Annotated in this window: 23 protein-coding genes, 2 tRNA genes, 1 pseudogene and 1 other annotated feature; of the genes and pseudogenes, 25 read left to right on the plus strand and 1 reads right to left on the minus strand. The window is 41.5% G+C overall.

The window, feature by feature from the left end; translation table 11 throughout:
* Positions 1-132: 132 nt before the first annotated feature.
* The 24 genes from ilvN to BQ7344_RS00310 all read left to right on the plus strand — a co-directional run bounded on the left by ilvN (position 133) and on the right by BQ7344_RS00310 (position 24,049).
* On the plus strand, positions 133-630 hold the full coding sequence (gene ilvN / locus BQ7344_RS00195) for an acetolactate synthase small subunit (RefSeq protein ID WP_072520908.1): 498 nt from the start codon (positions 133-135) through the stop codon (positions 628-630).
* 99 nt (positions 631-729) lie between these two features.
* Entirely contained in the window at positions 730-1,749 is a 1,020-nt protein-coding gene (gene ilvC, locus BQ7344_RS00200; RefSeq protein WP_015543106.1) for a ketol-acid reductoisomerase, read from the plus strand.
* Positions 1,750-1,965: 216 nt separating this feature from the next.
* Entirely contained in the window at positions 1,966-2,451 is a 486-nt protein-coding gene (locus BQ7344_RS00205; protein ID WP_072520909.1) for a signal peptidase I, read from the plus strand.
* On the plus strand, positions 2,448-3,089 hold the full coding sequence (locus tag BQ7344_RS00210) for a TasA family protein (RefSeq protein ID WP_072520910.1): 642 nt from the start codon (positions 2,448-2,450) through the stop codon (positions 3,087-3,089). Before BQ7344_RS00205 ends, BQ7344_RS00210 begins: the two co-directional genes overlap by 4 nt.
* Before the next feature lie 18 nt (positions 3,090-3,107).
* Entirely contained in the window at positions 3,108-3,665 is a 558-nt protein-coding gene (locus tag BQ7344_RS00215) for a hypothetical protein (protein WP_072520911.1), read from the plus strand.
* On the plus strand, positions 3,619-4,911 hold the full coding sequence (locus BQ7344_RS00220; protein ID WP_235816007.1) for a hypothetical protein: 1,293 nt from the start codon (positions 3,619-3,621) through the stop codon (positions 4,909-4,911). Before BQ7344_RS00215 ends, BQ7344_RS00220 begins: the two co-directional genes overlap by 47 nt.
* On the plus strand, positions 4,908-7,085 hold the full coding sequence (locus tag BQ7344_RS00225) for an isopeptide-forming domain-containing fimbrial protein (protein ID WP_072520913.1): 2,178 nt from the start codon (positions 4,908-4,910) through the stop codon (positions 7,083-7,085). Before BQ7344_RS00220 ends, BQ7344_RS00225 begins: the two co-directional genes overlap by 4 nt.
* 68 nt (positions 7,086-7,153) lie before the next feature.
* Positions 7,154-7,227 (plus strand) — tRNA-Pro (locus tag BQ7344_RS00230).
* Between the two features lie 183 nt (positions 7,228-7,410).
* Positions 7,411-8,040, plus strand: a complete 630-nt coding sequence (locus BQ7344_RS00235) for a hypothetical protein (RefSeq protein WP_072520914.1) — start codon at positions 7,411-7,413, stop codon at positions 8,038-8,040.
* An 18-nt stretch (positions 8,041-8,058) separates the two neighbouring features.
* A complete protein-coding gene (locus tag BQ7344_RS00240; protein ID WP_072520915.1) occupies positions 8,059-8,784 on the plus strand; it encodes a transglutaminase domain-containing protein in 726 nt (241 codons plus the stop codon).
* 23 nt (positions 8,785-8,807) lie between these two features.
* The gene (locus tag BQ7344_RS00245; protein WP_072520916.1) at positions 8,808-9,611 is read left to right on the plus strand and encodes a hypothetical protein; all 804 of its coding nucleotides are present in this window, start codon (positions 8,808-8,810) and stop codon (positions 9,609-9,611) included.
* Positions 9,612-9,687: 76 nt separating this feature from the next.
* Entirely contained in the window at positions 9,688-11,199 is a 1,512-nt protein-coding gene (locus BQ7344_RS00250) for an MBOAT family O-acyltransferase (RefSeq protein ID WP_072520917.1), read from the plus strand.
* A complete protein-coding gene (locus tag BQ7344_RS00255; RefSeq protein ID WP_072520918.1) occupies positions 11,186-12,166 on the plus strand; it encodes a hypothetical protein in 981 nt (326 codons plus the stop codon). Before BQ7344_RS00250 ends, BQ7344_RS00255 begins: the two co-directional genes overlap by 14 nt.
* Positions 12,167-12,188: 22 nt before the next feature.
* A complete protein-coding gene (locus BQ7344_RS00260) occupies positions 12,189-13,709 on the plus strand; it encodes an amino acid adenylation domain-containing protein (RefSeq protein ID WP_072520919.1) in 1,521 nt (506 codons plus the stop codon).
* Positions 13,709-14,908, plus strand: a complete 1,200-nt coding sequence (locus tag BQ7344_RS00265) for a diaminopimelate decarboxylase family protein (RefSeq protein ID WP_083585446.1) — start codon at positions 13,709-13,711, stop codon at positions 14,906-14,908. The genes BQ7344_RS00260 and BQ7344_RS00265 overlap by 1 nt, the downstream gene beginning before the upstream one ends.
* Positions 14,909-14,921: 13 nt before the next feature.
* Positions 14,922-15,146 (plus strand): acyl carrier protein, encoded by a 225-nt coding sequence (locus BQ7344_RS00270; RefSeq protein WP_072520920.1) that lies wholly within the window; start codon positions 14,922-14,924, stop codon positions 15,144-15,146.
* Between the two features lie 150 nt (positions 15,147-15,296).
* Positions 15,297-15,550: a binding site (T-box leader), on the plus strand.
* Between the two features lie 73 nt (positions 15,551-15,623).
* Positions 15,624-17,279, plus strand: coding sequence for a 2-isopropylmalate synthase (locus tag BQ7344_RS00275; protein WP_072520921.1), 1,656 nt, complete (start codon positions 15,624-15,626; stop codon positions 17,277-17,279).
* 205 nt (positions 17,280-17,484) lie between these two features.
* Positions 17,485-18,303 carry an FAD binding domain-containing protein gene (locus BQ7344_RS00280; RefSeq protein ID WP_072520922.1) on the plus strand — a complete coding sequence of 273 codons (819 nt, stop codon included), beginning with the start codon at positions 17,485-17,487 and terminating at the stop codon, positions 18,301-18,303.
* On the plus strand, positions 18,293-18,760 hold the full coding sequence (locus BQ7344_RS00285; protein ID WP_072520923.1) for a (2Fe-2S)-binding protein: 468 nt from the start codon (positions 18,293-18,295) through the stop codon (positions 18,758-18,760). Before BQ7344_RS00280 ends, BQ7344_RS00285 begins: the two co-directional genes overlap by 11 nt.
* 1 nt (position 18,761) lies before the next feature.
* Positions 18,762-21,059, plus strand: a complete 2,298-nt coding sequence (locus BQ7344_RS00290; RefSeq protein ID WP_072520924.1) for a xanthine dehydrogenase family protein molybdopterin-binding subunit — start codon at positions 18,762-18,764, stop codon at positions 21,057-21,059.
* A 1-nt stretch (position 21,060) separates the two neighbouring features.
* Positions 21,061-22,104 carry a DUF6077 domain-containing protein gene (locus BQ7344_RS00295; RefSeq protein WP_072520925.1) on the plus strand — a complete coding sequence of 348 codons (1,044 nt, stop codon included), beginning with the start codon at positions 21,061-21,063 and terminating at the stop codon, positions 22,102-22,104.
* A gap of 16 nt (positions 22,105-22,120) precedes the next feature.
* Positions 22,121-22,921 (plus strand): hypothetical protein, encoded by an 801-nt coding sequence (locus BQ7344_RS00300; protein ID WP_072520926.1) that lies wholly within the window; start codon positions 22,121-22,123, stop codon positions 22,919-22,921.
* Between the two features lie 84 nt (positions 22,922-23,005).
* A tRNA-Arg gene (locus tag BQ7344_RS00305) sits at positions 23,006-23,077 on the plus strand.
* A gap of 54 nt (positions 23,078-23,131) precedes the next feature.
* On the plus strand, positions 23,132-24,049 hold the full coding sequence (locus BQ7344_RS00310; RefSeq protein WP_235816008.1) for an SH3 domain-containing protein: 918 nt from the start codon (positions 23,132-23,134) through the stop codon (positions 24,047-24,049).
* Between the two features lie 43 nt (positions 24,050-24,092).
* Here BQ7344_RS00310 and BQ7344_RS00315 read toward each other — a convergent pair whose 3' ends face one another.
* On the minus strand, positions 24,093-24,647 hold the full coding sequence (locus BQ7344_RS00315; RefSeq protein WP_072520927.1) for an N-acetylmuramoyl-L-alanine amidase family protein: 555 nt from the start codon (positions 24,645-24,647) through the stop codon (positions 24,093-24,095).
* Between the two features lie 134 nt (positions 24,648-24,781).
* Here BQ7344_RS00315 and BQ7344_RS00320 point away from each other — a divergent pair.
* A pseudogene (locus BQ7344_RS00320) lies at positions 24,782-25,459 on the plus strand (pseudouridine synthase); the annotation flags it as partial.
* Between the last annotated feature and the right edge of the window lie 84 nt (positions 25,460-25,543).

The following is a 25,543-nucleotide window of genomic DNA, read 5'->3' on the forward strand; positions in this document are numbered from 1 at the left end:
CATTGACAAACGATGTAATGTTGCTATAATGATAAACATGCAGACAATTTTACGATGGAATTGTTTAAAAGATTAAAGTATTGAAAACACTGCTGTAAATGCAGTGAACAGTAACTTGAAAGCAGGTGCGTTATGCAGAAAAGAATTTTGTCCCTGTTAGTAGATAACACTGCCGGTGTATTAAGTCGTATTGCCGGTCTTTTCAGCCGCAGAGGTTATAATATTGACAGTCTGACAGTCGGCGTGACTGCGGATGAACGATATTCCAGAATGACAGTCGTATGCAGTGGAGACACGATGATTCTGGAACAGATTACAAAACAGCTCGCAAAGCTGGTAGATGTAAGAGATATTAAGGTTCTCGAACCGGATAACAGTGTAAGCCGAGAACTGGTACTTGTGAAGGTCGCAGCGCGGCCGGAGCAGAGAGAGGGAATTATTTCCATTGCAAATATTTTCCGTGCCAATGTCATTGATGTCGGTAAGACTTCTTTAGTCATTGAGATGACCGGAAGTAAGAGTAAGCTCGGTGCTTTTATTGACCTTCTCGGTGAATATGAGATACTGGAACTTGCAAGAACAGGTATCACAGGACTTTCACGTGGTGCCAGCGATGTAAAATTTCTGTAGGATGCAGGGCATTTTACATAGTAGTTTATTACGTTTGCTAAGGGGTACAGCCCTTTAACGATAAATATTATTTTACGAATAGCTTAGGAGGAAACAAAGATGGCAAACAGGATTTTTTACCAGGAAGACTGTAATTTAGGATTACTGGATGGTAAGACAATTGCGATTATCGGTTATGGCAGCCAGGGACATGCACATGCGCTGAACTTAAAGGAGTCCGGATGCAATGTCATTGTTGGTCTGTATGAAGGAAGCAAGTCCTGGAAAAAAGCCGAAGAACAGGGCTTTAAAGTATATACAGCAGCAGAGGCTGCAAAACAGGCTGACATCATCATGATCCTGATCAATGATGAAAAACAGGCCAAACTTTACAAAGAAGATATCGAGCCGAACCTTGAAGAAGGCAACATGCTGATGTTTGCTCATGGTTTCAACATTCATTTTGGATGTATCGTTCCACCAAAATATGTCGATGTTACTATGATTGCACCAAAAGCACCTGGACATACAGTAAGAAGCGAATATCAGGCTGGAAAAGGAACTCCTTGTCTGGTAGCTGTAGAGCAGGATTATACAGGAAAAGCACTTGACAAAGCACTTGCTTATGGACTTGCAATTGGTGGAGCAAGAGCTGGTCTTCTTGAAACTACATTCCGTACAGAGACAGAAACAGACCTTTTCGGAGAGCAGGCAGTTCTCTGTGGTGGTGTTGTTGCACTTATGCAGGCTGGTTTCGAAACACTTTGCGAAGCCGGATATGACCCAAGAAATGCATATTTCGAATGTATCCATGAGATGAAATTGATCGTTGACCTGATCTATCAGTCAGGATTCGCAGGAATGAGATATTCCATCTCCAATACTGCTGAGTACGGCGATTATATCACAGGACCGAAGATTGTTACAGCAGAAACAAAGAAAGCTATGAAACAGATCCTTACAGATATCCAGGATGGTACATTTGCAAAAGATTTCCTGCTTGATATGTCTGATGCAGGAAAACAGGTTCACTTCAAAGCAATGAGAAAACTTGCTTCCGAACATCCGTCAGAAAAAGTTGGCGAAGAAATCCGTAAACTGTACAGCTGGAACGGCGAAGACAAGCTCATTAATAACTAAGTAAATTTTCGATTATAACGGCACATCCTTTTGGATGTGTCGTTTTTTGACGTATCATCCTGTCAAAACATGACGAACGAATTTTATTGACTTTTATGCGCTCAGAGCATAAGATTAAACCATCTTAAGACAATCTTAATTTTATCAATCAATGCAGATCTGCAAAAAATCCATTTATTTTTGTATTTTATTCCACGATAAGAAAGCAGGTGATTTATGCGAATTGCGGAAAAAGCCGCAAGAATTTTACTGACTGTGATCGGCTTTTTCGGTCTTGCTGTTTTTTTTCTACCGAAGATTGGTATTTCTGTGGATATTGTTATGTCTGGTTCTATGGAACCGACGCTAAAAACAGGAGGAATTGTTTTTACAGATACAAAAAGAACAGAGCCATCTGTCGGAGATATTGTGACGTTTCAAAATGCGCAGGGAAAAGTCAGTCACAGAGTAGTTGCAAAACAGAAACAGAGTTACATAACAAAAGGTGATGCAAATAATATGGAGGATGTATCACTGCTGGAACCGGAACAGATCATAGGAACGGTGATTCTGACAGTTCCACTTGTAGGTTATGCAGCAGAGCTTTTAAAGGATAAAACAGTGGGAATGCTGTTGCTGCTCATGATCTTTCAGGAACTGGTCTTTCTGGTAATTGAATGGAAAGGAGAGCGCATCGAAAAAAGGCGCAGAAAACAAATATGAAAAAAAATACAGTGAAAATTATGGCACTGGCAGGAATTTTATGTCTGGCATCAGTTGGAGGCGTGTCTGCGTATCTGACGGATTATGAGAAAGTATCCAATGAGTTTACAGTCGGAAAGGTTGATATCGAATTGAAAGAGCCGGAATGGAAACCTGAAGAAAATAGGATAATTGAACCGTCAAAAGTAATTCATAAAGATCCGCAGATTACGAACACAGGAACAAATGATGCATTTGTATATATGGAAGTTTCAATTCCGATGGCGAATGTGGAGGCGGCGGCAGAAAATGGTGAGCGTCTTGGTAAAAAAGTGCAGGAGTTATTTTCCTTTGAAGCAAAAGACAGCTGGATGCAGCTGAATGCGCAGAATATAGAAAACCGGAGGGTATATACATATGCGTACACCAAAATACTGAAACCGCAGGAGACCTCGGAAACTTTATTTGATACTGTAAAGTTTCTGAATCTGATTGAGGGGCAGCTGGACGGACAGACACTTGAAATTCCGGTCAGAGCCTATGCAATACAGACATCTTATACAGGTGGCAGTTCCGATAATCTTCCGGAACAGATTAAAGCAGCCTATGAAAAATATGTAAATCAGAACAGAGAGCAGGATGGAAAAGTAACGGAATAGCAGAAAGCAGGAAACAGTATGACAGGAAGGAAGAAGAGAATCACAGCTCTGGCGGCTGCAATGGGGATTCTGGTGACTGTGCAGGGAATAGCAGCATATCAGAGTGCTTTTGATACAGCAAAAAATATCATACGTGTGGGAAATAATACAACTGAAATCGGAGAAGAATTTCCTTCTCCGACGCCGATTGTACCGGATAAGAATACGGATATCACGAAAAAAATATGGGTAACAAATCGTGAACAGGGTGCGGAGGGAATGAGCGTAGACTGTTTTGTGCGCGTTTCTCTGGAATATTCAAACAGCGATATCGGCAGGGCTGTCACAATGAAAGGACTGAATACGACCGATTGGGTATACAGCGATGATGGATTTTTTTATTACAAAAATGTATTAAAAGAAGGAGAATCGACCAGACCATTGTGTACAGGGTTCATGGTAGAAGCAGGAAAAATTGAAAAAACATACTGGGAGGAATTGAAGGATTTCCAAATTCAGGTCTATGAGGAGTCGGTAGAGGCAAAACCATATGAATCCTATCAGGCAGCATGGGCAGCTTATGAAAAACAGGGTTGAGAAGGCAGGTGGACATGTGAAGAAAAAAAGAAAAATGCTGGTTGGAATTCTTGCTGCGCTGCTTTGCATGGCAACAGGTGTTTATGGCTATTTTTCGGACAGTCTGGAAATCAAAAATCATATCACCATGGGAGATATTCGGATAAATATGACAGAGTTTGCGCGAAAAGGAAACGGAGAAGTGAAATATCGTGATCCGGCATATATATTTCCTGGCGAACGGATTTCAAAGATTCCGCGTATTAAGAACAGGGCTCTTCCATGTTGGATACGGGCGCATATCAGTTACGGAAGCGATAAAGACGATATGGGAATGTTGAGTGACCGTAATATAGAAGGAATTTCAGCAGGGTGGATAAAGCGAGGGGATTACTATTATTATGCGAAGGTTTTGAAAAAACAGGAATCTGTGGATCTTTTTCAGAGTGTATCTGTTCCAGCAGGATGGACAGAAGAGCATAGTGGGCAGAAACTGAATATTACCGTGCAGGCGGATGCGATACAGGCTGCTAATTTCAAACCGGATTTTAACGCCATGTCACCGTGGGGAAATCAGGAAATTCAGGATTGTGTCCATGAAACAAATGGAACAATGATCTGCAAAAAGGGTGAACGAAAACTGTCTGTGGAATTTCAGGGAAAAGCACACAAACTGATTGCAGTCCCGGATGATTTCTTTGCGAATTTGGAAACGGCAATGCCTGGAGATGTTCTGGCAGATACAGTAAAGGTGTCAAATACGACAAAGAAGGATGCGGAGATTTTTTTCAGAATCAGTACAGAGGGAAGATCAAAAGAAAAAATGGATATGCTGAAAAATATCTGCTTTCAGATTTCCATGGGAAAAAATGTACTTTACAGTGGAACACTGGATGCTGCAAAACTTCAAAAGAATCATTCGCTTGGAGTTTTTAAAAGCAAAGCGTCAGGTGAACTTAAATTCTCACTGGAAATTCCGAAAGAATGGGATAATGCATGGGCTTTAAAGAAAACAGATGTTTCGTGGATATTCTCTGTTCAAGATGAAACTTCTGAGATGGATACGACAGAAGAACAAAGCGAAAATGAAGATCAAAGCTTTTCCGGGGATTCTTTTCAGTCATCTGTTAAGGATACTGGCAGCAAACAGAAATCGTCCGTAAAAACAGGTGATCCCATGCCGGTAGAACTTATGCTCTTACTGTTTCTTGCAGCTGGCATCAGTATACCAGTCATAAAAAAATGGAAAGGGGCGAAAAAATCATGAAAAGAAAAATCACGGGTATCTGTCTTATGGTTGGGATGATTTTAAGTTTGTGGTATGGAATGTCGCTGCCTGTAGAATCAGCAGCAGCTTTTTCGGAAACAGAACAGGCTGTGGATCTGAATCAAAGTATGGAAGGTTTGGAAAATGGAGCGGACAGTGAGGAAGATGAGACAGGGGACACAGAGGACACAGCAGAAGACGAAGCAGATGGAGAGAATGACACAGATGAAATTATTATTGATGCTGAGGAATGTGAAGAGAATCTGACAGAAGATATACCGGACGAAGATGCAGCGGCGGAATTCCCGGATATATCGATTGAGACAGCGGATAATGACAATGGAGCAGAGGCAGTGGCAGAGGAGGTGTTTTCGACAGAAGGAGATGAGGCCGGTGAATTTGACGCAGCAGATCCTGAAGCAATGGTTGCAAGAGCAACGAGCAGCGTCCCGGTGAAATGGGTAGCTGCTGATTATCAGATGAGAAGCGAATATGCATTTACTTATGCCTTTCGGGCAAATACCAGCAGTCTTGTTTCTATCAGCAGGTATAATGGAACTTTGAATACTAAAATGCATAACTGGTATGGCGATGAACGTGGATTTACGGAAGAATACTGTAAAACATTTTTGGGATGCGTAATTGATGATCAGGATTATGCAGATCCTATTACTGCCATATATAGTAATGTAGGGGAGTATAATGGGAAAATTGTAGATTTGAAAGTGACAGCAGTGAAATGGGGACCTGTAAATAAAAATCATATAGGAAATGATGGAAGAAATATTATTCCATGTATATTGTTTTACAAAAACAGAATTGCATTTAATACAATTGGAGTGGGAACTGTAAGATTTCGTTTTGAATTTCTGGATCATGCAACACAGAATAAAATTTCTCCAAAAGGACATGTGACATTGAAGGATCTGGATGCAGGACAGGGAATTCGTGTTTATGATGGTTGGGGTGTAAATCGGATTTATCTGCGCAAAGGCTATAATTATCTGAAAAAAACAACGGCTATGATTGCAAATGGCGCCGTTTACAATGAGCTGACAAGTCTGGAAGGAGAAGATATTGATACTGATGATGTGAAAGCATGGTGCCAGCTTGACTTTGACGGATACTTTATGCTGAACTGGAATTCTCAGGAGAGCTGGAACAATGAGACGTATCCGCAGAATGCGTTTTTTCTGACAACAGGGAAAACAGTAGGTACATATGAACCGAACCCCAAACCGGAAAAAAGAGTGGGAAATGACGGTGCTGCTTATAACAGTATGACAAAACATGAATCTACGCGGACAGATCCTCCATATGGCATAAAGGAAGGAAAAAATTATGATTATGTGATTGCGCAGAGGCTGATGCCTGGCTCCTACAGCTCTTTTGTTCTGAAAGATACACTAGATTCCTGTCTGAAATTCAGAAGTGGAAGCGTTACAACTTCAGCAGGAAAAGATGTGACATCCAGATTCAGAATTGAGAATACGAAAAATACGATTACATTTACTGCAAACACATCTTATCTGAAAAGTGAAGAGGCATTTAATGATGTGACATACTATTTTCGGATAAAAGTTACAGCCGGAAGTAATACAGTAATAAGTTCACATAATCATATAAGTCAGAATGGAAGTGCTTATTCGATTGAAAACAAGGCGTCCAGAACAATTGTATCAGATAAAATAAAGGATACGCAGCAGACAAATTCTTCGTGGGTAAAAGGAGAAATTCCGAGAGAAATTCCGGACGGGCAGATTGTGATCACAAAAAGAATCAGAGAGCAGGACATTATATGGGCGCATGGAAATCCTGTTTTTCGATTCTGTGTGACCGGAACAGATGGAAAAGGTATTTCGCATATGTATGAGGATTTTGTGGAGTTTCGTAAGGGTGAATATCCGACAGATAGAGGATATGCGGTGTTGAGCTGTACGTTTTCGACTATTCCGCTGGGAAGGTACACGGTCAGTGAGAAGAAAACTTTACGTTATGTATTTGAAAGTATTACAGCACAGACGGCAAATGTGAGTCTGAATGACCGGACAGGAACAGTAACACTTGACAAAAATAATAAAAAAGCAGCAGTTACATTTGCAAATAAAAAGACAAAATATGACAGGTATAGTCATACAGATGTTATACGCAATAAAATCAGTATCCGGCACTGAAACGGATAGAAGAAAGTATAGAGAAAACGGTTGCAAAACCGCAGGCTGCTTGATATAATAATCCTCACCGGGGTATGGCGTAGCTTGGTAGCGCGCACGGCTGGGGGCCGTGAGGTCGCAGGTTCAAATCCTGTTGCCCCGATTGAGGACAGAATGGAGAAAAGCTTTGAGATACAGTTATGTATTTCGAAGCTTTTTACTATATTAAATTAGCCCTGATGCATTGAATTTATGTAAAAGATATATTATAATGTAACCTGTGATAGGTTGAGTAACGGACATAATTTCAAAATCACAGAATATGAATCGAAAAAGGAGAAGAGACATGAAACGATTAAAAAAAATCATGGCAATGCTGCTACTCATGCTTCTTGTAGCATCACCGGTTGTTTTAGCAGCATCACAGCCGGTTGAGGTGCAGGCAGCAGCTAAAACGGTACTTAAAAACAAATATTATGGTTACGAAAACGGCAAAAGAGTTTGCAATCAGTGGCGTACAATTAAAGTTGGCAACAGAAGTTTCAGATTTTACTTTGACAAAAATGGCAGAGCATATCATGCAGACAGGAACTATGTAGGAACTACCGGAATTGTTGTAAAAAAAATTAACGGCAGATATTACGGCTTTGACTATCAGGGACACATGATGAAGGGGATTCGTTGTGGAATTACTTCTGAAGATGCAATGCCGGGACTGTATTACTTCAATTCAAATGGTGTGTTTAACAGACAAAAAACAACTGTATACAGAAATGCATCAAAAACATACAAGAACGCAAGACAGATTAAAAAATTACTTGGCAAATACAGTAAGATGCATATCAGCAAAGATTCATGTTTTGGAAACGGCTCCGATGTAACTTATATTTATGGCAGCCTTGCACTGAGTGTGTTCCGCCCGGCAGGAAAGGGAGCAAGTGCAGAAGTTGTAGAAGGTATTATGCAGAGAGATTAAGAAAGAGGAGAAAAATAAATGAAAATGAATAAAAAAATTACCGCAATGATTCTCAGTGCTGTGATCGCAGCAGCTCCGGTGGCAGCTCCGGTTATGGAAGTGCAGACAGTTGCAGCAGCTACTACAACCACAAAAACTTTAAAAAATACATGGAGTAAAGATGGCAGATATTATTACGACCAAAATGGCAGAAAAGTTACCGGTGTAAAGAAAATTGGCAGATATACGTATGTTTTTGCAAAAAACGGCAGACTGGTGACAAACAGACCGTATTACAGATACAATTCCAGAATTTATTATAAAATTGCGAGAAATGGACGTGCGACCAGACTGTCAGCTGTCGAGACACTGGCAGCAATTCGTTATCAGAGATGTGGTAACAACCTGAAAAAGGCATTTAACTGGTCTTCTTCTCTGCGTTATGTAGCAAATTACAGAGTCGCAAGAAAAAATGCAATCTACTATGCTCAGTATGGTTTCCAGAGAGGATGTGGTGACTGTTATGTACAGGCTGCTACATTCTATCAGATGGCAAAAGTTGCAGGATATAATGCAAAATATGTGAGCGGTTATGTGGCAAAAGGTAAAGGTAAAGCGCCACATGCATGGGTTGAAATCAAAATCAGAAACAGAACTTATGTATATGATCCAAACTTCCAGAGTGAGTATGGCAAAAAGGGTTACACCGGATATCAGATCAGATACGGACAGAAGGGAACTCTGAAATATTATAAAACAAAATAAGAGACAGCAGGAGAATTAAAATAATGAAGAAAAAAATTGTAACAGTTTTAATGACAGCAATGCTCGGAAGCAGCATTTTATTTGCACAGACAGCTATGGCAGCAGATACCGCAGAACAGACAGAAGACACTGCAAAAGCAGATGAGACTTCTGAAGAAAAAACAGAAGAATTAAAGACCATCGGTGAAAAACCGGAGAAAGAGACAGAAGGCATTCTGGATGTCAAACTCAAAAACCTGACTGGCAAAGTGATTACCGGTTTTACCATTAAGAATGAAAAAGATGAAAAGTATCCGGATAACTTTCTGAAAGAAGACGACAAGTTTGCAGCAGACGAAGAACGCGAACTGTGGTTTGATCTGAATAAAAAAGATGAAACTTCAGATGCAGAAAAGACAGAGGATGCCAAGACAGAAGAAAATGCTGAGAATACAGAGGAAAAAGAAATTCCGAAATATAATATTCAGCTTACTTTTGAAGATGGAACAACATCTGAAATCCATACATTCCCGTTTGGGGATACAGAGGAAGCAGAACTTCATCTGGAAGGAAGCGTAGCATATCTTGTATTTGACAGCGCCAGCCAGAAGAAATCTATTAATACTCTGGAAAACGAAAAAGCTCTGGCACCGACACCTACTGCTGCTCCGGTTGCGCAGCCGGCAACGGAAAGCTACGACAATAGCTATGATTATAATGAAAGCTATGATTATGATAACAGTTATGATTACGATGACAACAGCTATGATGCTGCAGGATCAGATGACAGTGGATCAGATGAGGGTGGTTCCGCTGACGGCTGTCTGGATAATGCAATTTTAAATTAAATGAAAAGAAAAGGGCAGGGCGCTGCATTAAGGAATTAGTGCAGCGCCCTGTTATGATTTGCTCAGGAGAATTATTATGTCGTTAGTATCAAATCTTTTTTTGCTGTTTGTGGCTGCATCTGTACTGGTTTATTACATAGTGCCTCATAAATGGCAGTGGCTGGTACTTCTTGTATTCAGTTACATTTATTATGTAGCGGGTGGTCCGAGATTTGTTGTGTTTATCCTGTTTTCTACGATCGTCACATGGCTTGCTGCACTTATGATCGAAAAAATGGAAGCGCAGGAAAATCATAAGACAGCACGGAATATATTGATTCTTGGCCTGATTTTAAACTTTGGTATGCTTGGGGCAGTTAAGTATACTAATTTTGCAATCGAAAATCTGAATGCGCTGTTTCATATGAATTTAAGGGGTATGGCAATCCTGCTTCCGCTTGGAATATCATTCTATACTTTTCAGTCATCCGGCTATCTTCTGGATGTCTACTGGAAACGATGTGAGGCTGAGAAGCATCCTCTGAAATATGCATTGTTTGTATCTTTCTTCCCGCAGATCCTTCAGGGGCCGATCGGAAGATACAGCCGTCTTGCAAATCAGTTTTATGCACCACATAAATTCGAGGGAAAAAATATTGCCAGAGGGTTTGAGCGTATTTTATGGGGCTTTTTCAAAAAGATGATCCTTGCAGACTGGGCGGCGGTATTTGTAGATGAGATTTTTGCAAATCCGGATCAGTACAGCGGACTTGCACTTATTGGAATTCTTTTGTATACGCTTCAGCTGTACGCAGACTTTTCCGGAGGAATGGATGTTGTTATTGGTATTGCGTCTATGTTTGGAATCGAACTGGATGAAAACTTCAAGCGTCCGTTCTTTGCAGTTTCCGTTACAGATTTCTGGCATCGCTGGCACATCACGCTTGGTACATGGATGAAGGATTATGTTTTTTATCCGGTTACATTGTCACGCTGGATGGGAAGTTTTAGCAAATGGGCTAAAAAAGTCTTCGGCCGAAAGACAGGTCGTACACTTCCAATCTGTCTTGCAAATATTATTGTTTTCTTTGTAGTTGGTGTATGGCATGGCGCAGCATGGAAATATATTATTTATGGTCTGTATAACGGTCTGATCATAGCGTTCAGTGGTCTTATGGCAGGTAATTATCGCAGCTGGAAAAAGAAACTTCATATCAGCGGAAAAGAAACATGGTATTATGTGTTCACGGTGATCAGGACATTTATCCTTACTGTGATCAGTATGTATTTTGACCGTCCGGACGATATGGGAGTTGCACTGCATATGATGAAACTGTCAGTGACCAGATTTAACCCGTCGCAGATTTTACAGATTCCGGCAGGCAAGCAGGGAACCGCATTCACACCATATGCGCTTCTTATCCTTGCGGTAGGATGTGTAATCTTATTTGTAGTCAGTGTACTTCAGGAGAGAGGTATGAAGATCAGGGAATCCCTGGCAAAACTTCCTCTTCCTGTTACAGTTGCAGTATATTTTTGTCTGCTGGTTTCCATCGGATTCTTTGGTTCCACAGCGGTAGCGAGAGGTTTTATTTATGCACAGTTCTAAAAAAATATTAAAAACAGTTCTTGTACTTGTAATATGTGGTATCCTTCTAAAAGGGCTGGATACTGCACTTTATCCATGTACATTTATGAGAAATGATGTTCATGCTGTCGTCAGCGAACAGTTTGATGATATTATTCTGGGCACCTCTCATGGAAAAATGGATATTGATCCTGAAGTGATGGAAGAAATCACCGGAAGAACAGGACATAATTTATGTGTGGGCGGAGAATACGGAATTGATGCGTATTATCTTGCCCGACTGGTTGCTGAGAAACAGAATCCGAAAAGAATTATTTATGAAGTGGATCCGGGATATTTTGTTTCAGAGAAAGAAGAAGGCAACAATTACCTGCTGTTTTATCATGAATTTCCTTTTTCAAAGGCAAAATTGGAATATTTCTGGAACTCAATCGCAAAATGTAATTTCCGTACGATCCTGTTTCCCTGGTATGAATATTCTCTCAGTTATGAAGTGCCAAAAGTGAAGGAAACATTCCTTCAGAAAATAAAAAAGGATTACAGCATTACAGATCTTAAGAGCGATTCACAGAAATATCATGAGAGCGGTTTTATCGAGAGATATCCAGTGGACATTTCTAAACTGAAAAAGACAGATATCAAATTATATGAAGATGGCAAAGTAACTCCGTCCAATATGAAATATCTGAAGAAGCTGATAGATTTCTGTAAAGAGAATGATATTGAATTTGTGGCAGTAACAACACCGGTTCCAATTGCGACACTGAAAGACCACAGCGACAATTACAATGCCGCATGGAAATATTTCGGTAAATTCTTTGAGGAACAGGGTGTGGATTATATCAATTTTAATACACAATATTTTAAAGCATTCACACATAATGCAAAGGCATATACCGATTATGACGGGCATATGAACGGAGATGCTGCAAGAGCATACTCAAAAGTCCTTGCACAGGTACTGAACCAAACAGAGTCGGCAGACTGACTGAAAGAAAGAAGGGAGAAAAATGAAGAAAAACATTCTGGAATATCTGGAGAAGTCGGCACAAAAATATCCGGATAAAACTGCGTTTGCAGATGAAAATACCTCCTGTACTTTTAAGGAACTGGAATGCACAGGCAGAAAGATAGGAACAGCGTTGAGCAGATATATTGCTCCGAGAAATCCGATTCCGGTTTTTATGGAAAAGAGCGTTGAGACAATAGGTGTGTTTATGGGAGCTGTCTATGCAGGCTGTTTTTATGTTTTGATTGATACGAAACAGCCGGCCAGCCGTCTGAATCAGATTCTGGATATTCTGCAAAGTGAAGTCATCATCACATCAGAAAAATATTTAAAGGATCTGGAAAAACTGGGCTTTGAGGGGAAGGTTCTTATGCTTTCGGAGCTTAATGCTGTACAGGAAGATCCGATAGTACTGGAGACCATCAGAAATCAGGCAGTAGATGTAGATCCGCTGTATGGTATTTTTACTTCGGGTTCTACCGGAACTCCTAAAGGTGTTGTTGTGGGACATCGTTCAGTTCTGGACTTTATTGACTGTTTTACGGAGCTGTTTAATATTACAGAAAAGGATGTTATCGGAAATCAGGCGCCGTGGGATTTTGACGTATCTGTGAAGGATATTTATTCCGGGCTGAAGACCGGTGCAACTGTACAGATTATACCGAAACAGTTATTTTCTTTCCCGACTAAACTGATCGATTTTCTGATTGAGAGAGAAGTTACTACATTAGTATGGGCAGTTTCTGCATTGTGCATTATTTCAACTCTGAATGGATTTGAATATAAGGTACCGGAAAAGATAAATAAAATTCTATTTTCAGGTGAAAGCATGCCGGTGAAGCATCTGAATATCTGGAGAAAATATCTTCCAAATACGATGTATGTAAATATTTACGGTCCGACAGAAATTACCTGTAACTGTACATATTACGTTGTGAACAGAGAATTTCAGCCGGGTGATGTCCTTCCAATGGGAAAAGCTTTTCCGAATGAAAAAGTATTCCTTCTGGATGAAGAGAATCACCTTGTGGAAGAAAGAAATCAGAATGGAGAAGTATGTGTAACCGGAAGTGCACTTGCACTTGGATATTACAGAAATCCGGAGCAGACAGCAAAGGCTTTTGTACAGAACCCGCTTAATGACAGATATCTGGAACCAATGTATCGTACCGGCGATCTGGCGTATTATAATAATCTGGGTGAACTATGCTTTGCAACAAGAAAAGATTTTCAGATTAAACACATGGGACATCGGATCGAATTGGGAGAAATAGAGGCATCAATGGATAAAATCCCTGAGATAATAAGAAGCTGCTGTCTGTTTGATCAGGGTAAAAGTAAAATTGTAGCTTTCTATGAAGGAAATGTTGAGCGAAAAGAGATCGTCAGAGCATTAAAGCAGTATTTGCCAGCGTTTATGGTTCCAAATGCATTTCGTCAGGTGGAACAGATGCCGCTTACTAAAAACGGAAAAATCGACCGCAAAGCACTTATGACAGAATATCAGGAGGACAACAGGTAATGTCAGAATACAGATTTATGAACCAACTGATAGAAAAAGAACATATACCGACACCGGCATATGTCTTTGATCTGGATAAAATGAAAGAATTCGCTGAAAAAGTCAAAAGATGTCTGACCGGGAAAGCAGAAATCTGCTATGCGATGAAAGCAAATCCATTTCTGATAAAACCGATGCTGGAGATTGTTTCTTCTCTGGAAGTATGCTCACCGGGAGAATTTCGAATTTGTGAAAGAGCCGGGATTCCAATGGAAAAAATTGTACTTTCAGGCGTATACAAAAATCCGGATGATATAGCTTATATGCTGGATACTTACGGAAACAGGGGAACTTATACAGTGGAGTCACTTCAGCATCTGGAAGTACTGAATGATACTGCAGTCCGCCACGGAATAACCCTGTCGGTTCTGATACGTGTTACAAGTGGAAATCAGTTTGGTATTGATGAAGCGGAAATACGTAAAATAATTTCAGAAAGAGAAAAATATACAGGTATAGAGATTGAGGGAATACAGTTTTATTCCGGAACACAGAAAAGAAATCTGTCTCAGATGCAGGAAGAACTGAAACATCTGGATACTTTTATCAGAGAGTTAGAGGAAATCGGTGGGATGGAGATCAGGACACTTGAATACGGTCCGGGATTCTTTGTACCATATTTTGTGAAAGATAAAAGTATGCGGACAGAAGAACTTCTGGGAGAATTTGTAGAAATTCTTGATGGATTGCAGTTTAAAGGCAGGATCGTTCTTGAAATGGGCAGGTTTCTGGCTGCCTCCTGTGGATATTACATCACATCGATTGTAGATATGAAAGTAAACAAAGAACAGCCATATGTAATACTGGATGGAGGTATCAATCATTTAAATTATTATGGACAGGCAATGGCGATGAAACATCCGTACTGCAGTCAACTGGACTTTGAAGGCCATGAAAAGACCGGGGATGAAGAACAACACTGGAACTTATGTGGTGCACTTTGTACAGTCAGTGATGTGATCGTAAAACAATTTCCACTGCGAAATCCGAAAATTTGTGATATACTGGTTTTTGAAAGAGTAGGTGCATATTCTGTAACAGAAGGAATTTATCTGTTTCTGAGTCGTCCGCTTCCGAAAATCTATTTCTGGACACAGGCAGATGGACTTCATTTAGTGCGGGATGGCATACATACTGATGTTTTAAATTCAGAAAATTAAAGGGAGAACTAAAATGGAAAAATTAATTGAAATTCTGGAAGACATTCAGCCAGACGCAGATTATGAAAACTGTACAACTTTAATCGATGATGGTATTTTGGATTCTTTTGCAATTCTGTCTATCGTAAGTGAATTACAGGATGAATTTGACATCACGATCACTCCGGCAGATATTATTCCGGATAACTTTAATTCAGCAAAAGCACTCTGGGATATGGTGTGCAGATTAAAAGGCTGATATCAGAAAAATGTGGGGACGCTCTGCTTACGGCAGGGCGTTTTTGCGTATTCAGGGCTATGCGGAAGTAAATTCAGGGCTATGCGGAAGTAAATTCCCACTTGACAATCATCCGTTGACATGTTAGTCTTTATGCATCGACAAAATATGCGAAATGCTTTGATGAGGAATAGTACGTGAGGACTGGAGCACAGAGAACTGTCGGGTGGTGCGAGACAGTAGAAGGAATTCATGGAACTCGCCTTTGAGCATCTGTCCGAATTCCATAATGGATAGTAGGCGCAGACGGTATCCACCGTTATATGGAGAGGATATAAGTACTTTTTAGTTCCGTATCCCATGAGTGTATGAACCGTTCATAAATAAGAGTGGTACCGCGAAGATAGTTGTCTTTCGTCTCTTACAGTAGTCTGTAGAGATGAGAGATTTTTTTTTGCTCTGCACAGCAAAACATTCAGCGAAAATGGAGGAATGATCATGAAAAACGTAACAAAATACAAAAGACAGTATTTTATGCCACCAGTAAAATGTATGAAATGGACAGAAAAAGAATATGTAGATAAAGCCCCGATCTGGTGCAGTGTAGACCTGCGTGACGGAAACCAGGCGCTGGTAATCCCGATGAGCCTTGAGCAGAAAGTGGAATTTTTCAAACTGCTTGTTGAGATTGGATTTAAAGAAATCGAAGTTGGTTTCCCGGCTGCATCTGAAACAGAATATACCTTTATCCGTACACTGATCGAGCAGAACCTGATTCCGGACGATGTAACGATCCAGGTACTGACACAGGCCAGAGAGCACATCATCCGTAAGACTTTTGAAGCAGTCAAAGGTGCTCCGAAGGCAATCGTACATGTATACAACTCTACCTCTGTTGCACAGAGAGAACAGGTGTTTAAGAAATCAAAAGAAGAAATCTTAAAGATTGCCGTAGATGGTGCAACACTTCTGAAAGAACTGGCTGATCAGACAGAAGGAAACTTCCAGTTTGAATACAGCCCGGAGAGCTTTACCGGAACAGAGCCGGAATATGCACTGGAAGTGTGCAACGCAGTCCTGGATGTATGGAAACCAACTGCAGACAACAAAGCAATCATCAACCTGCCGGTTACTGTACAGCACTCCATGCCGCATGTATATGCAAGCCAGGTCGAGTATATGTGTGAAAACTTAAAATATCGTGACAATGTGATTGTATCTCTTCATCCGCACAACGACCGTGGATGTGGCGTTGCAGATTCTGAGATGGGACTGCTTGCAGGCGCAGACAGAATCGAAGGAACATTGTTTGGTAATGGAGAACGTACCGGTAATGTAGATATTGTAACACTTGCCATGAACATGTTTTCACAGGGTGTGGATCCTGAACTGGATTTCTCAAATATGCCGCATGTATGCGAAGTTTACGAAGAATGTACCGGAATGAAAGTAGATGAGAGAAGCCCGTACAGTGGTGCGCTTGTATTTGCAGCATTCTCAGGTTCTCATCAGGATGCTATCGCAAAGGGCATGCACTGGAGAGAAGAAAAAGATCCGAGTCGCTGGACGGTTCCGTATCTGCCGATCGACCCGACCGATGTCGGAAGAAACTACGATGCTGATGTTATCCGTATCAACAGCCAGTCTGGTAAAGGTGGAGTCGGATATATTCTTGAGACAAAATACGGTCTGAACCTGCCTCCGAAAATGCGCGAAGCTATGGGATATGCAGCAAAAGCTGTTTCCGATCACAGCCATAAAGAACTTCATCCGGATGAGATCTTCAACCTGTTTAAATCTACATTTGAAAATATTGTGGAACCATACAGTATCAATGAAGTTCATTTCCAGCAGAAAGATGGCGGTATTACAACCCAGGTAACTTCTACCTTCAATGGTCAGACCATCACGACTGAGGCAACTGGAAACGGACGTCTGGATGCAGTCAGCAATGCACTTAGGAAGGCATACGAGATGAAGTTTACACTGGTAACTTATCAGGAACATGCACTTGAAAAGAGCACCAGCTCCAAAGCGATTGCATATGTCGGTATCCAGAAACCGGACGGCACCCTTGCATGGGGCGCAGGAGTGAATCCTGACATTATCAGAGCCTCTATTGACGCCCTTGTAACTGCTATCAACAACCGTTGATCTTTATTGAATATAAAGCCTTTTTTACATCGACAGTGAAAAGACATTGTCAATGTAAAGAAGGCTTTTTTATGCATATTTCACAGAAAACAAACACAAAAAATATAGATATGACTATGGAAATTTAAAAAAAATTCTGCTAAACTTAAATTAAGTATGCCTGTGCATATTCGAAATTGGATGACAGAAAGGAAACGATACACAGATGCTAAAGATTAAAAGCTATGTGAAAGTAAAAAGCGTTGCAGAAGCGTATGAGCTGAATCAGAAAAAAACAGCAATTGTCCTTGGCGGAATGGTGTGGCTGAAGATGGGAAATCGTAATATTTCCACAGCCATTGATCTTTCGGGGCTGGGGCTGGATACGATTCAGGAATTTGACGATGAATTTGTGATCGGCTGTATGACACCACTTCGGGAACTGGAGATAAATGAAAGTCTGAATGAATACACACATGGAGCCATACAGGAAAGCCTGCGACACATTGTCGGAGTGCAGTTTCGCAACTGTGCGACAGTAGGGGGAAGCATTTGGGGACGCTATGGATTTTCTGATGTGCTGACCATGTTTCTGGGTATGGATACATGGGTGGAACTTTACGATGCAGGAAAGATTCCGCTGACAGAATTTGTAAACCGTAAGAAGGACAATGATATTCTGGTCAATATTATTGTAAAAAAACAGCCTCTTCGTGTCTGTTATATGAGCCAGCGTAATACAAAGACGGATTTCCCGGTACTGACATGCGTAGCATCTATGATCGGAGAAGAAGCGCGGACAGTGATTGGTGCAAGACCGGGACATGCTGTTGTAGTTGAAGATAAAGATCATATTCTTAAAAATTTTAAGAATATGACGAAAAAGCAGCGAGAGGAAGCCATCAGGAAGTTTGCAGAATATGCGGCTGCAAATGTCAAAACTTCCGGAAATATGCGTGCCTCCGCAGAATACAGAACACTTCTTGTTGAAGTGTTCACAAGAAGAACATGGGAAACAGTAGGAGGAATGAAAGATGAATATTAGTTTCTGGCTGAATGGCGCTTACCGCCAGGAAGAGATAGAACCTGGGATGCTTCTCATTGATTTCCTGAGAGAAAAAGGCTGCTTCAGTGTAAAGAGAGGATGCGAGACGGCAAACTGTGGACTTTGTACCGTATTACTTGATGAGAGACCGGTACTGTCATGTTCAGTGCTTGCTGCAAGAATTGATGGCAAAAAAGTTGTGACACTGGAAGGAATGCAGAGAGAGGCGCAGGAGTTTGGAAGCTTTCTTGCAAATGAAGGCGCTGAGCAGTGTGGTTTCTGTAATCCGGGATTTATTATGAATGTATTTGCAATGCTGCGTGAACTCAAAGAGCCTACGGAAGAACAGATCAAAGAATATCTTGCAGGCAACTTATGCAGATGTTCAGGATTTGTTTCTCAGACAACGAGCATTTTGAAATTTCTGAAATACAAAAAAGCACAGGAGGAAGCATAAAATGAAATATGTAAATCAGCCTGTACGCAAAACAGACGCAATGGCACTGGTAACTGGAAAACCGGTGTATACTGATGACCTGGCTCCAAAGGACTGCCTGATCGTAAAAATTCTGCGAAGCCCGCATGCAAACGCATGGGTGGAGGATATCAAGACCGGAAATGCAGAAAAGGTTGCAGGAATCGCATGCATTCTTACCTATAAAGATGTTCCACAGAAACGTTTTACACTGGCAGGACAGACAGCACCGGAGATGAGTCCGGATGACCGTCTGATCATCGACCGTCATGTACGTTTTGTCGGAGATGTAGTTGCAATTGTTGCCGGAGAGACCGAGGAAGCGGTAGATAAAGCATTAAAAAGAATCAAAGTACAGTATCGTGTCGAGGCACCGGTTCTTGATATGCATAAAGCAAAAGACAATCCGATTCTGGTTCATCCGGAAGAAAACTGGAAACTAAAAATCCCGCTTGGTGGAAATAATAAACGTAACTTGTGCGCGGAAGCACTGGAAGAGCACGGTGATGTGGATAAAGTCCTGAGCGAGTGTAAATATACTGTAGAGCAGACTTATCACACAAAAGCAAATCAGCAGACTATGATGGAGACTTTCCGTACGGCCTGTTATATGGATCATTTTGGCAGACTGGTTGTACTTTCATCTACACAGATTCCGTTTCATGTACGAAGAATTGTAGGAAGGGCGTTGGACATTCCGGCATCTAAAGTGCGTGTCATCAAACCTAGGATTGGCGGTGGTTTTGGTGCAAAGCAGACATCCGTCAGTGAAATTTACCCGGCAATCGTTACATGGAAAACCGGTCGTCCGTCAAAGATGATCTTTTCACGATATGAATCTATGATCTGTTCTTCACCGCGTCATGAGATGGAAATTACAGTGCGTGCCGGTGCAGATGAAAATGGAATCATTAAAGCAATTGATGTATATACATTATCAAATACGGGGGCATATGGCGAACACAGTTCCACCACAGTTGGCTTAAGTGGACACAAATCTATAGGTCTTTATCGTCACACAGAAGCATATCGTTTTGCGTTTGATGTAGTTTATACGAATGTACAGGCAGCAGGAGCTTATCGTGGATATGGTGCGACGCAGGGAATCTTTGCTGTCGAATCTGCAGTGAATGAGCTGGCACACAAGATGGGCATGGATCCGGTCAGAATCAAAGAGCTGAACATGCCGATCGAGGGCGGCCCACTTCCGGGATATCCGGATGTTCCTTATGCACAGAGCTGTACCATGGATAAATGTATGGCAAGAGCCAAAGAGATGATGGACTGGGATTCAAAATATCCGTTCCGTGATATGGGCAATGGTAAGGTGCGTGGTGTTGGCGTAGCTATGGCAATGCAGGGTTCTTCGATTGCCGGTGTTGATGTTGGTGGCGCAGATATTAAGTTGAATGAAGACGGATCTTATACTCTGGCACTTGGATGTACAGATATGGGAACCGGATGTGACACCATCATGGCGCAGATCGCGGCAGACTGTCTTGAGACACCGATGGAAAACATTGTTGTATTCAGTGTGGATACTGATATTTCACCATATGATTCCGGTTCTTATGCTTCTTCAACCACATATACCACAGGTGTGGCAGTTATGAAGGCCTGCCAGGAGCTTCGAAAAAAGATCTGTGAACTTGGCGCACAGATGATCGAAGTAGATCAGGACAAAGTGGATTTTGACGGATCGTATGTTTTCTGTGATGGAGAAGAAGAAGAGAAACGAGTATCTTTGGAACAGATTGCCTTAAAGGGTACATTTTTCAATAATATTGAGCTTCAGGTAGTAAAACAGCATTCTTCACCGCTGTCTCCGCCGCCGTTTATGGTGGGTATGGCAGAAGTAGAGGTTGATACAGAAACAGGAACTGTGGAGGTATTGGACTATGTGGCCGCCGTAGATTGTGGAACACCAATTAATCCGAATCTTGCCCGTGTGCAGACCGAGGGAGGTATTGCGCAGGGAATCGGAATGGCACTGTTTGAGGAGGTTCAGTATACCGAAAAAGGTAAGGTCCGTAACAATTCTTTGATGCAGTACAAAATTCCGACCAGAGAAGATTTTGGAAACATCCGTGTGGCATTTGAGAGCAGTTATGAAGAGAGTGGTCCGTTTGGTGCAAAATCAATCGGAGAACTTGTTATTGATACTCCATGTCCGGCAATCGCAGAAGCAATCTATAATGCAACAGGCGTCCGGGTGCGTGAACTTCCGATCACACCGGAGAAGGTTGCGATGGGAATCCTCAAAAAGAAATTGGAGAAATAAAATGAGTATTATTCTGAAAGGAATACTTGCATTATTCTGGTTGCTGCTGGTACCGGCGGCAATCGGAATTCTGTTTATGTCAAAAAGAAAAGACATTTGTCCGGAAGCATGCCTGCCGTTTGGATATCTGGTCTTATTTTCATTGATGGAGATATTCACACTTCCATTGACTTTTTTGAAGGCACCCCTTCATATTCTGACAGTATTGTATGGTGGGGTGGCAGTACTTCTGGCAGTAGTGGGAGTTGTATCGGTTGTTGGAAATAAAGAGAAGAGACAAAATGTGATAAGTGTACAAAAAAGGGAAAATAAGATTACGTTTTACCTTGCGTTGGCGCTTCTTCTTATTATATGCCAGATTGTAATGTGTGCGCTTCTGGCACATATGGATGCAGATGACAGTTTCTTTGTGGCAAGTGCAACAACAGATGTTTATACGGACACTATTTTTGAAGTGAACCCTGATACAGGCAGATATTATATGGTATTGCCGGAGAGATATATCCTTTCTCCGTTTCCGGTATTTCTTGCGGTAGTCAGTCAGCTGAGTGCCGGACTGCACCCTGCGATTATGGCGCATGTGGTATTTCCGGCAGTATTTTTGGGTGTAGTTTATATGGTTCAAAGTCTTTTGAGCAGATGCTGGTTTCCGAATGATCGAAAAGCCCGGGATATTTATTTGCTGCTCGTGGCAGTGCTCAGTAGTTTTTCGGCATATTCTGTTTATAATGCAGGTAATTTTCAGATGGTTCGCCTGTGGCAGGGAAAAGCGATTTTGGCAGCAATCCTGATTCCGATGCTGGTGTATCTGTGCCTGACAATAGTTATGAAAGAAAAAGCGGAATATTCATGGGGATTGATGCTGATGGCAAATTTGAGCTGTTGTCTGGTATCTTCTATGGGAATTATACTGGCACCATTGTTGATCGGAAGCTTTGCAGTCGTGAAGTTGATTTATAAAAAAGATTTTACGTGTATTTGGAAGTGTGCATTGTGCTGTATTCCGACATTGGTTTTGGGACTGATCTTTTTATATGTTCTGTAAACAGGAGAAAACTTGAATGAAAGAATTAATCAATCAGATATTGAATTTCTGGAGCAACTACTGGGGGGACAGCCTTTTCTCATATTTGTTGATTCTTGCAGCTGCTTATTTGCTCATTTTTAAAAGAAAAGAAGAAAATGTAAAATATGTGCTCACCTATCTTCTGATCATGCTCTTTTTGTTTTTCTGTCCTCTTACAGCTGCTGTCATTCAGAAATGCATTGGTGCGAGCGTTTACTGGCGAGTGTTATGGCTGATTCCTTCTTCTCCTGTAATTGCACTGGCAATGACAGAATTGATAAAAGACCATCAGAAAAACATGCAGATGCTTTTGGTGGTATTGTGTATAGGAATCGTTGCAGTGAGTGGAAAGGAAGTATATCTGGCTGGAAATTATACACGTGTTCATAATTATCAGCAGGTGCCGGATGAGGTTGCCGGAATTTGCGAGCTCATTCAGGCGGATGCGCAGGGCGAAAAATTTACATTTGCATCAGACGACGATATAAGTTCATATGTGCGTGTATATGATCCGTCTATTTACAATTTGATAGGAAGAAATGCACGTTCGACACAGGGCAGATCAAGGAAGCTTTATTATGAGATTAATTCGCCGGAGCCAGATTACCGAATAATCGCTATAGGCGGAAAAATACAGATGTGTAATTATCTGGCATTAAGAATTACGGCAGATGAGCAAAAAGAAGTGCTGGCTGAGGCAGGATATCAGGAGATTGGAAGCATTGGAAGATATACCATATTCCGTCTGGGAAATCATGTCACAGATTACAGAAATACAAAAATATTAGGCGATTGAGAAAGTTGTTTATAAATAGCAAATTATTCAAAAACTTTACAAATAGTAAAATATATGCTATATTATAAAAAGCTTTAATAGCCTGCACCTGTAGCTCAGTGGATAGAGCAGTGGTTTCCGGTACCATGTGCGGGGGTTCGATTCCCTTCAGGTGTGTTGCACGAGGTACGGGTCTGCCTCGGTGCGTTGTAAGTTAAGGAGGACAAGAACTTGGATAATTTCAGGGAATGGTTGTCAGATAACCTTCGCTATTTTATGCTTGGCGGAGCGATTCTGGTGATCGTAGCTGTGTTGTTCGTTGGTGTTCGCGCCTGTGTCGGAAGTGGGAAGGGAACTTCAGACGGAGAACAAACAACAGCTCAGGACAACGACCAGGGAACTGATCCTTCTTCTCCGGAAGATGATGGGGAGACAAACGACGGGAAGAAAGAAGAAGACACGAATCCCTTGGAGGATGGCAGCGAAGAAATTGCTGCGCTTATGAACAGTTACTACAAAGCTTTAGGGGACAAAGACATTACCGCATTGAGAACTGTTGTCAATAATCTGACACCCTCAGATGAATCAAAGATCACAAATGCCAAAGATTACATCGAAGGATATCAGGTCAGCAATGTTTATACAAAGAAAGGCTTGGATGATAATTCTTTTGTAGTGTATACACGGGGAAGTTTTGTATGCAAAGGAATTGATACACCGGCACCGTCTTTGTGGAGTTCTTATGTAGTAAAAGACAGTGATAATAATTACAAGATACTTGGTGATCTCGAGCAGAACACACAGGTTTCTGGGTATATGGATTCACTGAAGTCAGACGAAGATGTGCAGAAGCTGACTGCAGAAGTGCAGGTAGCATATGAGCAGGCACAGAAAGATGATCCGGCTCTGGCACAGTTTTTGAATGGACTAGGTGAAGAAGTAGATACTTCTTCCGGCACGAGTGCAGACGGCACAACTCTGACAGTTACAGAAGGATGTAATGTCAGGGCAGAAGCAAGCAGCGACAGTGATATCATAGGTGGTCTTGACACTGGTGATCAGGTTGTGAAAGTAGGTCAGGAGGGTGACTGGATTCAGATCGATTACGATGGCGAGACCGGATATGTTTACAGTGGATTGCTTCAGTAAATAAGAAAAGATAAAAGACACAGGAGTTTTTCCTGTGTCTTTTCTAGTTCTTCAGAGAACCATCCGCCTGAAGTTCATATGTTTTTCCGCCCACAGTGACAGTACCGGTCTGCATGATACCGTCCTGATCCATGTAGTAACGCTTTTTGTCTACTTCGATCCAGCCGGTCTGCATGATACCGTCTTGATTGAAATAATATTTTTTATGATCAGTGTCGGTAAGCCATCCGGTGTAAGGCTGTCCGTCAACCAGAAACATCCAGCTGCTTCCGTTGGCAGTCCATGTACCTTTGGCTGCTTCCGTGGAAACATCATTGTCGTCAGAAACGACCGGCGTTTCGGTTGGTTTCTGAGTGGGTTCTGGTGTTGCTGATGGTGTTGACCCGGAAGTCTTTTTTTTATCTGAATTTTGAGTGCTCGTCTTGTCTTTTGAATCCTTTGCTGATGAAGCTTTGTCTGCTTTCGTGGAGGCCACGGATTCTTTTGTAAAATAGTCTGGATCGTAGGATGACTGACGCAGGAAAAATCCGGAAAAAAGACAAAGCAGAATGACTATGATAAGCAGCAGGGGATTTATCTGTCGGTTATTATCTGACATAATTTTCCTCCTTTGTGCAATCACACAATTACATATTATCTTCATCATACATGATGTGGCGAAAAAATACAAGAGGTGTATAAAATATAAAACTGCCGGTTGCGGACGAAATAAAAACACTATATAATAAAACAATGGACAAAAAAAAGAAATCAGAAGATCAGAATACAATAAGGATAAATAAATATCTGAGCAGTGCCGGAGTGTGTTCCAGAAGGGATGCGGATCGTCTGACAGAAGCCGGAAGAGTTACCATGAACGGGAAAAAAATAGGCACAGGAGAGAGGATACCTGTTGATGCGGTGATCTGTCTGGATGGCAAACCAGTGGAGCGGGAAGAAAGGGAGGTACTGCTTCTTTTTTATAAACCACGTGGACTCGTCTGCAGCACGAAGAAACAGCGACAGGAGACAACAGTAACTGAGTATATTGATTATCCGACGCGGATCTATCCGGTGGGAAGGCTCGATAAAGACTCAGAGGGACTTCTTCTGATGACTAATCAGGGTGAGCTTGTCAATCGAATCATGAGGGCAGGCAATTATCACGAAAAGGAATATCAGGTGACTGTGGACCACGAAGTAACGGATGAATTTGTACGTCATATGCAGACAGGTGTGCCGATACTTGGGACTGTTACGCGACCCTGTACGGTACGTAAGACCGGCAAAACAAGTTTTACAATTGTTTTGACGCAGGGACTGAACCGACAGATTCGCAGGATGTGTGAATACCTCGGATATCAGGTACGTACGCTGAAACGAGTGCGGATTATGAATCTTACACTGAATGGGTTGAAATGTGGGGCATATCGTGAAATACAAAGAGATGAGTGGAGTGAGCTTAAAGAGCTGATACGTGATTCATCAAATGAAACAATAACAGAAACAGGAGGC

It is taken from the genome of Blautia sp. Marseille-P3087 (assembly GCF_900120195.1).
Classification (GTDB): Bacteria; Bacillota; Clostridia; order Lachnospirales; family Lachnospiraceae; genus Blautia_A.

Excerpts from the sequence above, each read along its gene's own strand:
- BQ7344_RS00265 (WP_083585446.1), top strand. The coding sequence starts at position 13,709 with ATGTCAGAATACAGATTTATGAACCAACTGATAGAAAAAGAACATATA.
- BQ7344_RS00275 (WP_072520921.1), top strand. The coding sequence starts at position 15,624 with ATGAAAAACGTAACAAAATACAAAAGACAGTATTTTATGCCACCAGTA.
- BQ7344_RS00255 (WP_072520918.1), top strand. The coding sequence starts at position 11,186 with ATGCACAGTTCTAAAAAAATATTAAAAACAGTTCTTGTACTTGTAATA.
- BQ7344_RS00295 (WP_072520925.1), top strand. The coding sequence starts at position 21,061 with ATGAGTATTATTCTGAAAGGAATACTTGCATTATTCTGGTTGCTGCTG.
- BQ7344_RS00215 (WP_072520911.1), top strand. The coding sequence starts at position 3,108 with ATGACAGGAAGGAAGAAGAGAATCACAGCTCTGGCGGCTGCAATGGGG.
- ilvN (WP_072520908.1), top strand. The coding sequence starts at position 133 with ATGCAGAAAAGAATTTTGTCCCTGTTAGTAGATAACACTGCCGGTGTA.
- BQ7344_RS00210 (WP_072520910.1), top strand. The coding sequence starts at position 2,448 with ATGAAAAAAAATACAGTGAAAATTATGGCACTGGCAGGAATTTTATGT.
- BQ7344_RS00205 (WP_072520909.1), top strand. The coding sequence starts at position 1,966 with ATGCGAATTGCGGAAAAAGCCGCAAGAATTTTACTGACTGTGATCGGC.
- BQ7344_RS00300 (WP_072520926.1), top strand. The coding sequence starts at position 22,121 with ATGAAAGAATTAATCAATCAGATATTGAATTTCTGGAGCAACTACTGG.
- BQ7344_RS00245 (WP_072520916.1), top strand. The coding sequence starts at position 8,808 with ATGAAGAAAAAAATTGTAACAGTTTTAATGACAGCAATGCTCGGAAGC.
- BQ7344_RS00225 (WP_072520913.1), top strand. The coding sequence starts at position 4,908 with ATGAAAAGAAAAATCACGGGTATCTGTCTTATGGTTGGGATGATTTTA.
- BQ7344_RS00280 (WP_072520922.1), top strand. The coding sequence starts at position 17,485 with ATGCTAAAGATTAAAAGCTATGTGAAAGTAAAAAGCGTTGCAGAAGCG.
- BQ7344_RS00260 (WP_072520919.1), top strand. The coding sequence starts at position 12,189 with ATGAAGAAAAACATTCTGGAATATCTGGAGAAGTCGGCACAAAAATAT.
- BQ7344_RS00285 (WP_072520923.1), top strand. The coding sequence starts at position 18,293 with ATGAATATTAGTTTCTGGCTGAATGGCGCTTACCGCCAGGAAGAGATA.
- ilvC (WP_015543106.1), top strand. The coding sequence starts at position 730 with ATGGCAAACAGGATTTTTTACCAGGAAGACTGTAATTTAGGATTACTG.
- BQ7344_RS00240 (WP_072520915.1), top strand. The coding sequence starts at position 8,059 with ATGAAAATGAATAAAAAAATTACCGCAATGATTCTCAGTGCTGTGATC.
- BQ7344_RS00250 (WP_072520917.1), top strand. The coding sequence starts at position 9,688 with ATGTCGTTAGTATCAAATCTTTTTTTGCTGTTTGTGGCTGCATCTGTA.
- BQ7344_RS00270 (WP_072520920.1), top strand. The coding sequence starts at position 14,922 with ATGGAAAAATTAATTGAAATTCTGGAAGACATTCAGCCAGACGCAGAT.
- BQ7344_RS00235 (WP_072520914.1), top strand. The coding sequence starts at position 7,411 with ATGAAACGATTAAAAAAAATCATGGCAATGCTGCTACTCATGCTTCTT.
- BQ7344_RS00290 (WP_072520924.1), top strand. The coding sequence starts at position 18,762 with ATGAAATATGTAAATCAGCCTGTACGCAAAACAGACGCAATGGCACTG.
- BQ7344_RS00315 (WP_072520927.1), bottom strand. The coding sequence starts at position 24,647 with ATGTCAGATAATAACCGACAGATAAATCCCCTGCTGCTTATCATAGTC.
- BQ7344_RS00220 (WP_235816007.1), top strand. The coding sequence starts at position 3,619 with ATGAATCCTATCAGGCAGCATGGGCAGCTTATGAAAAACAGGGTTGAG.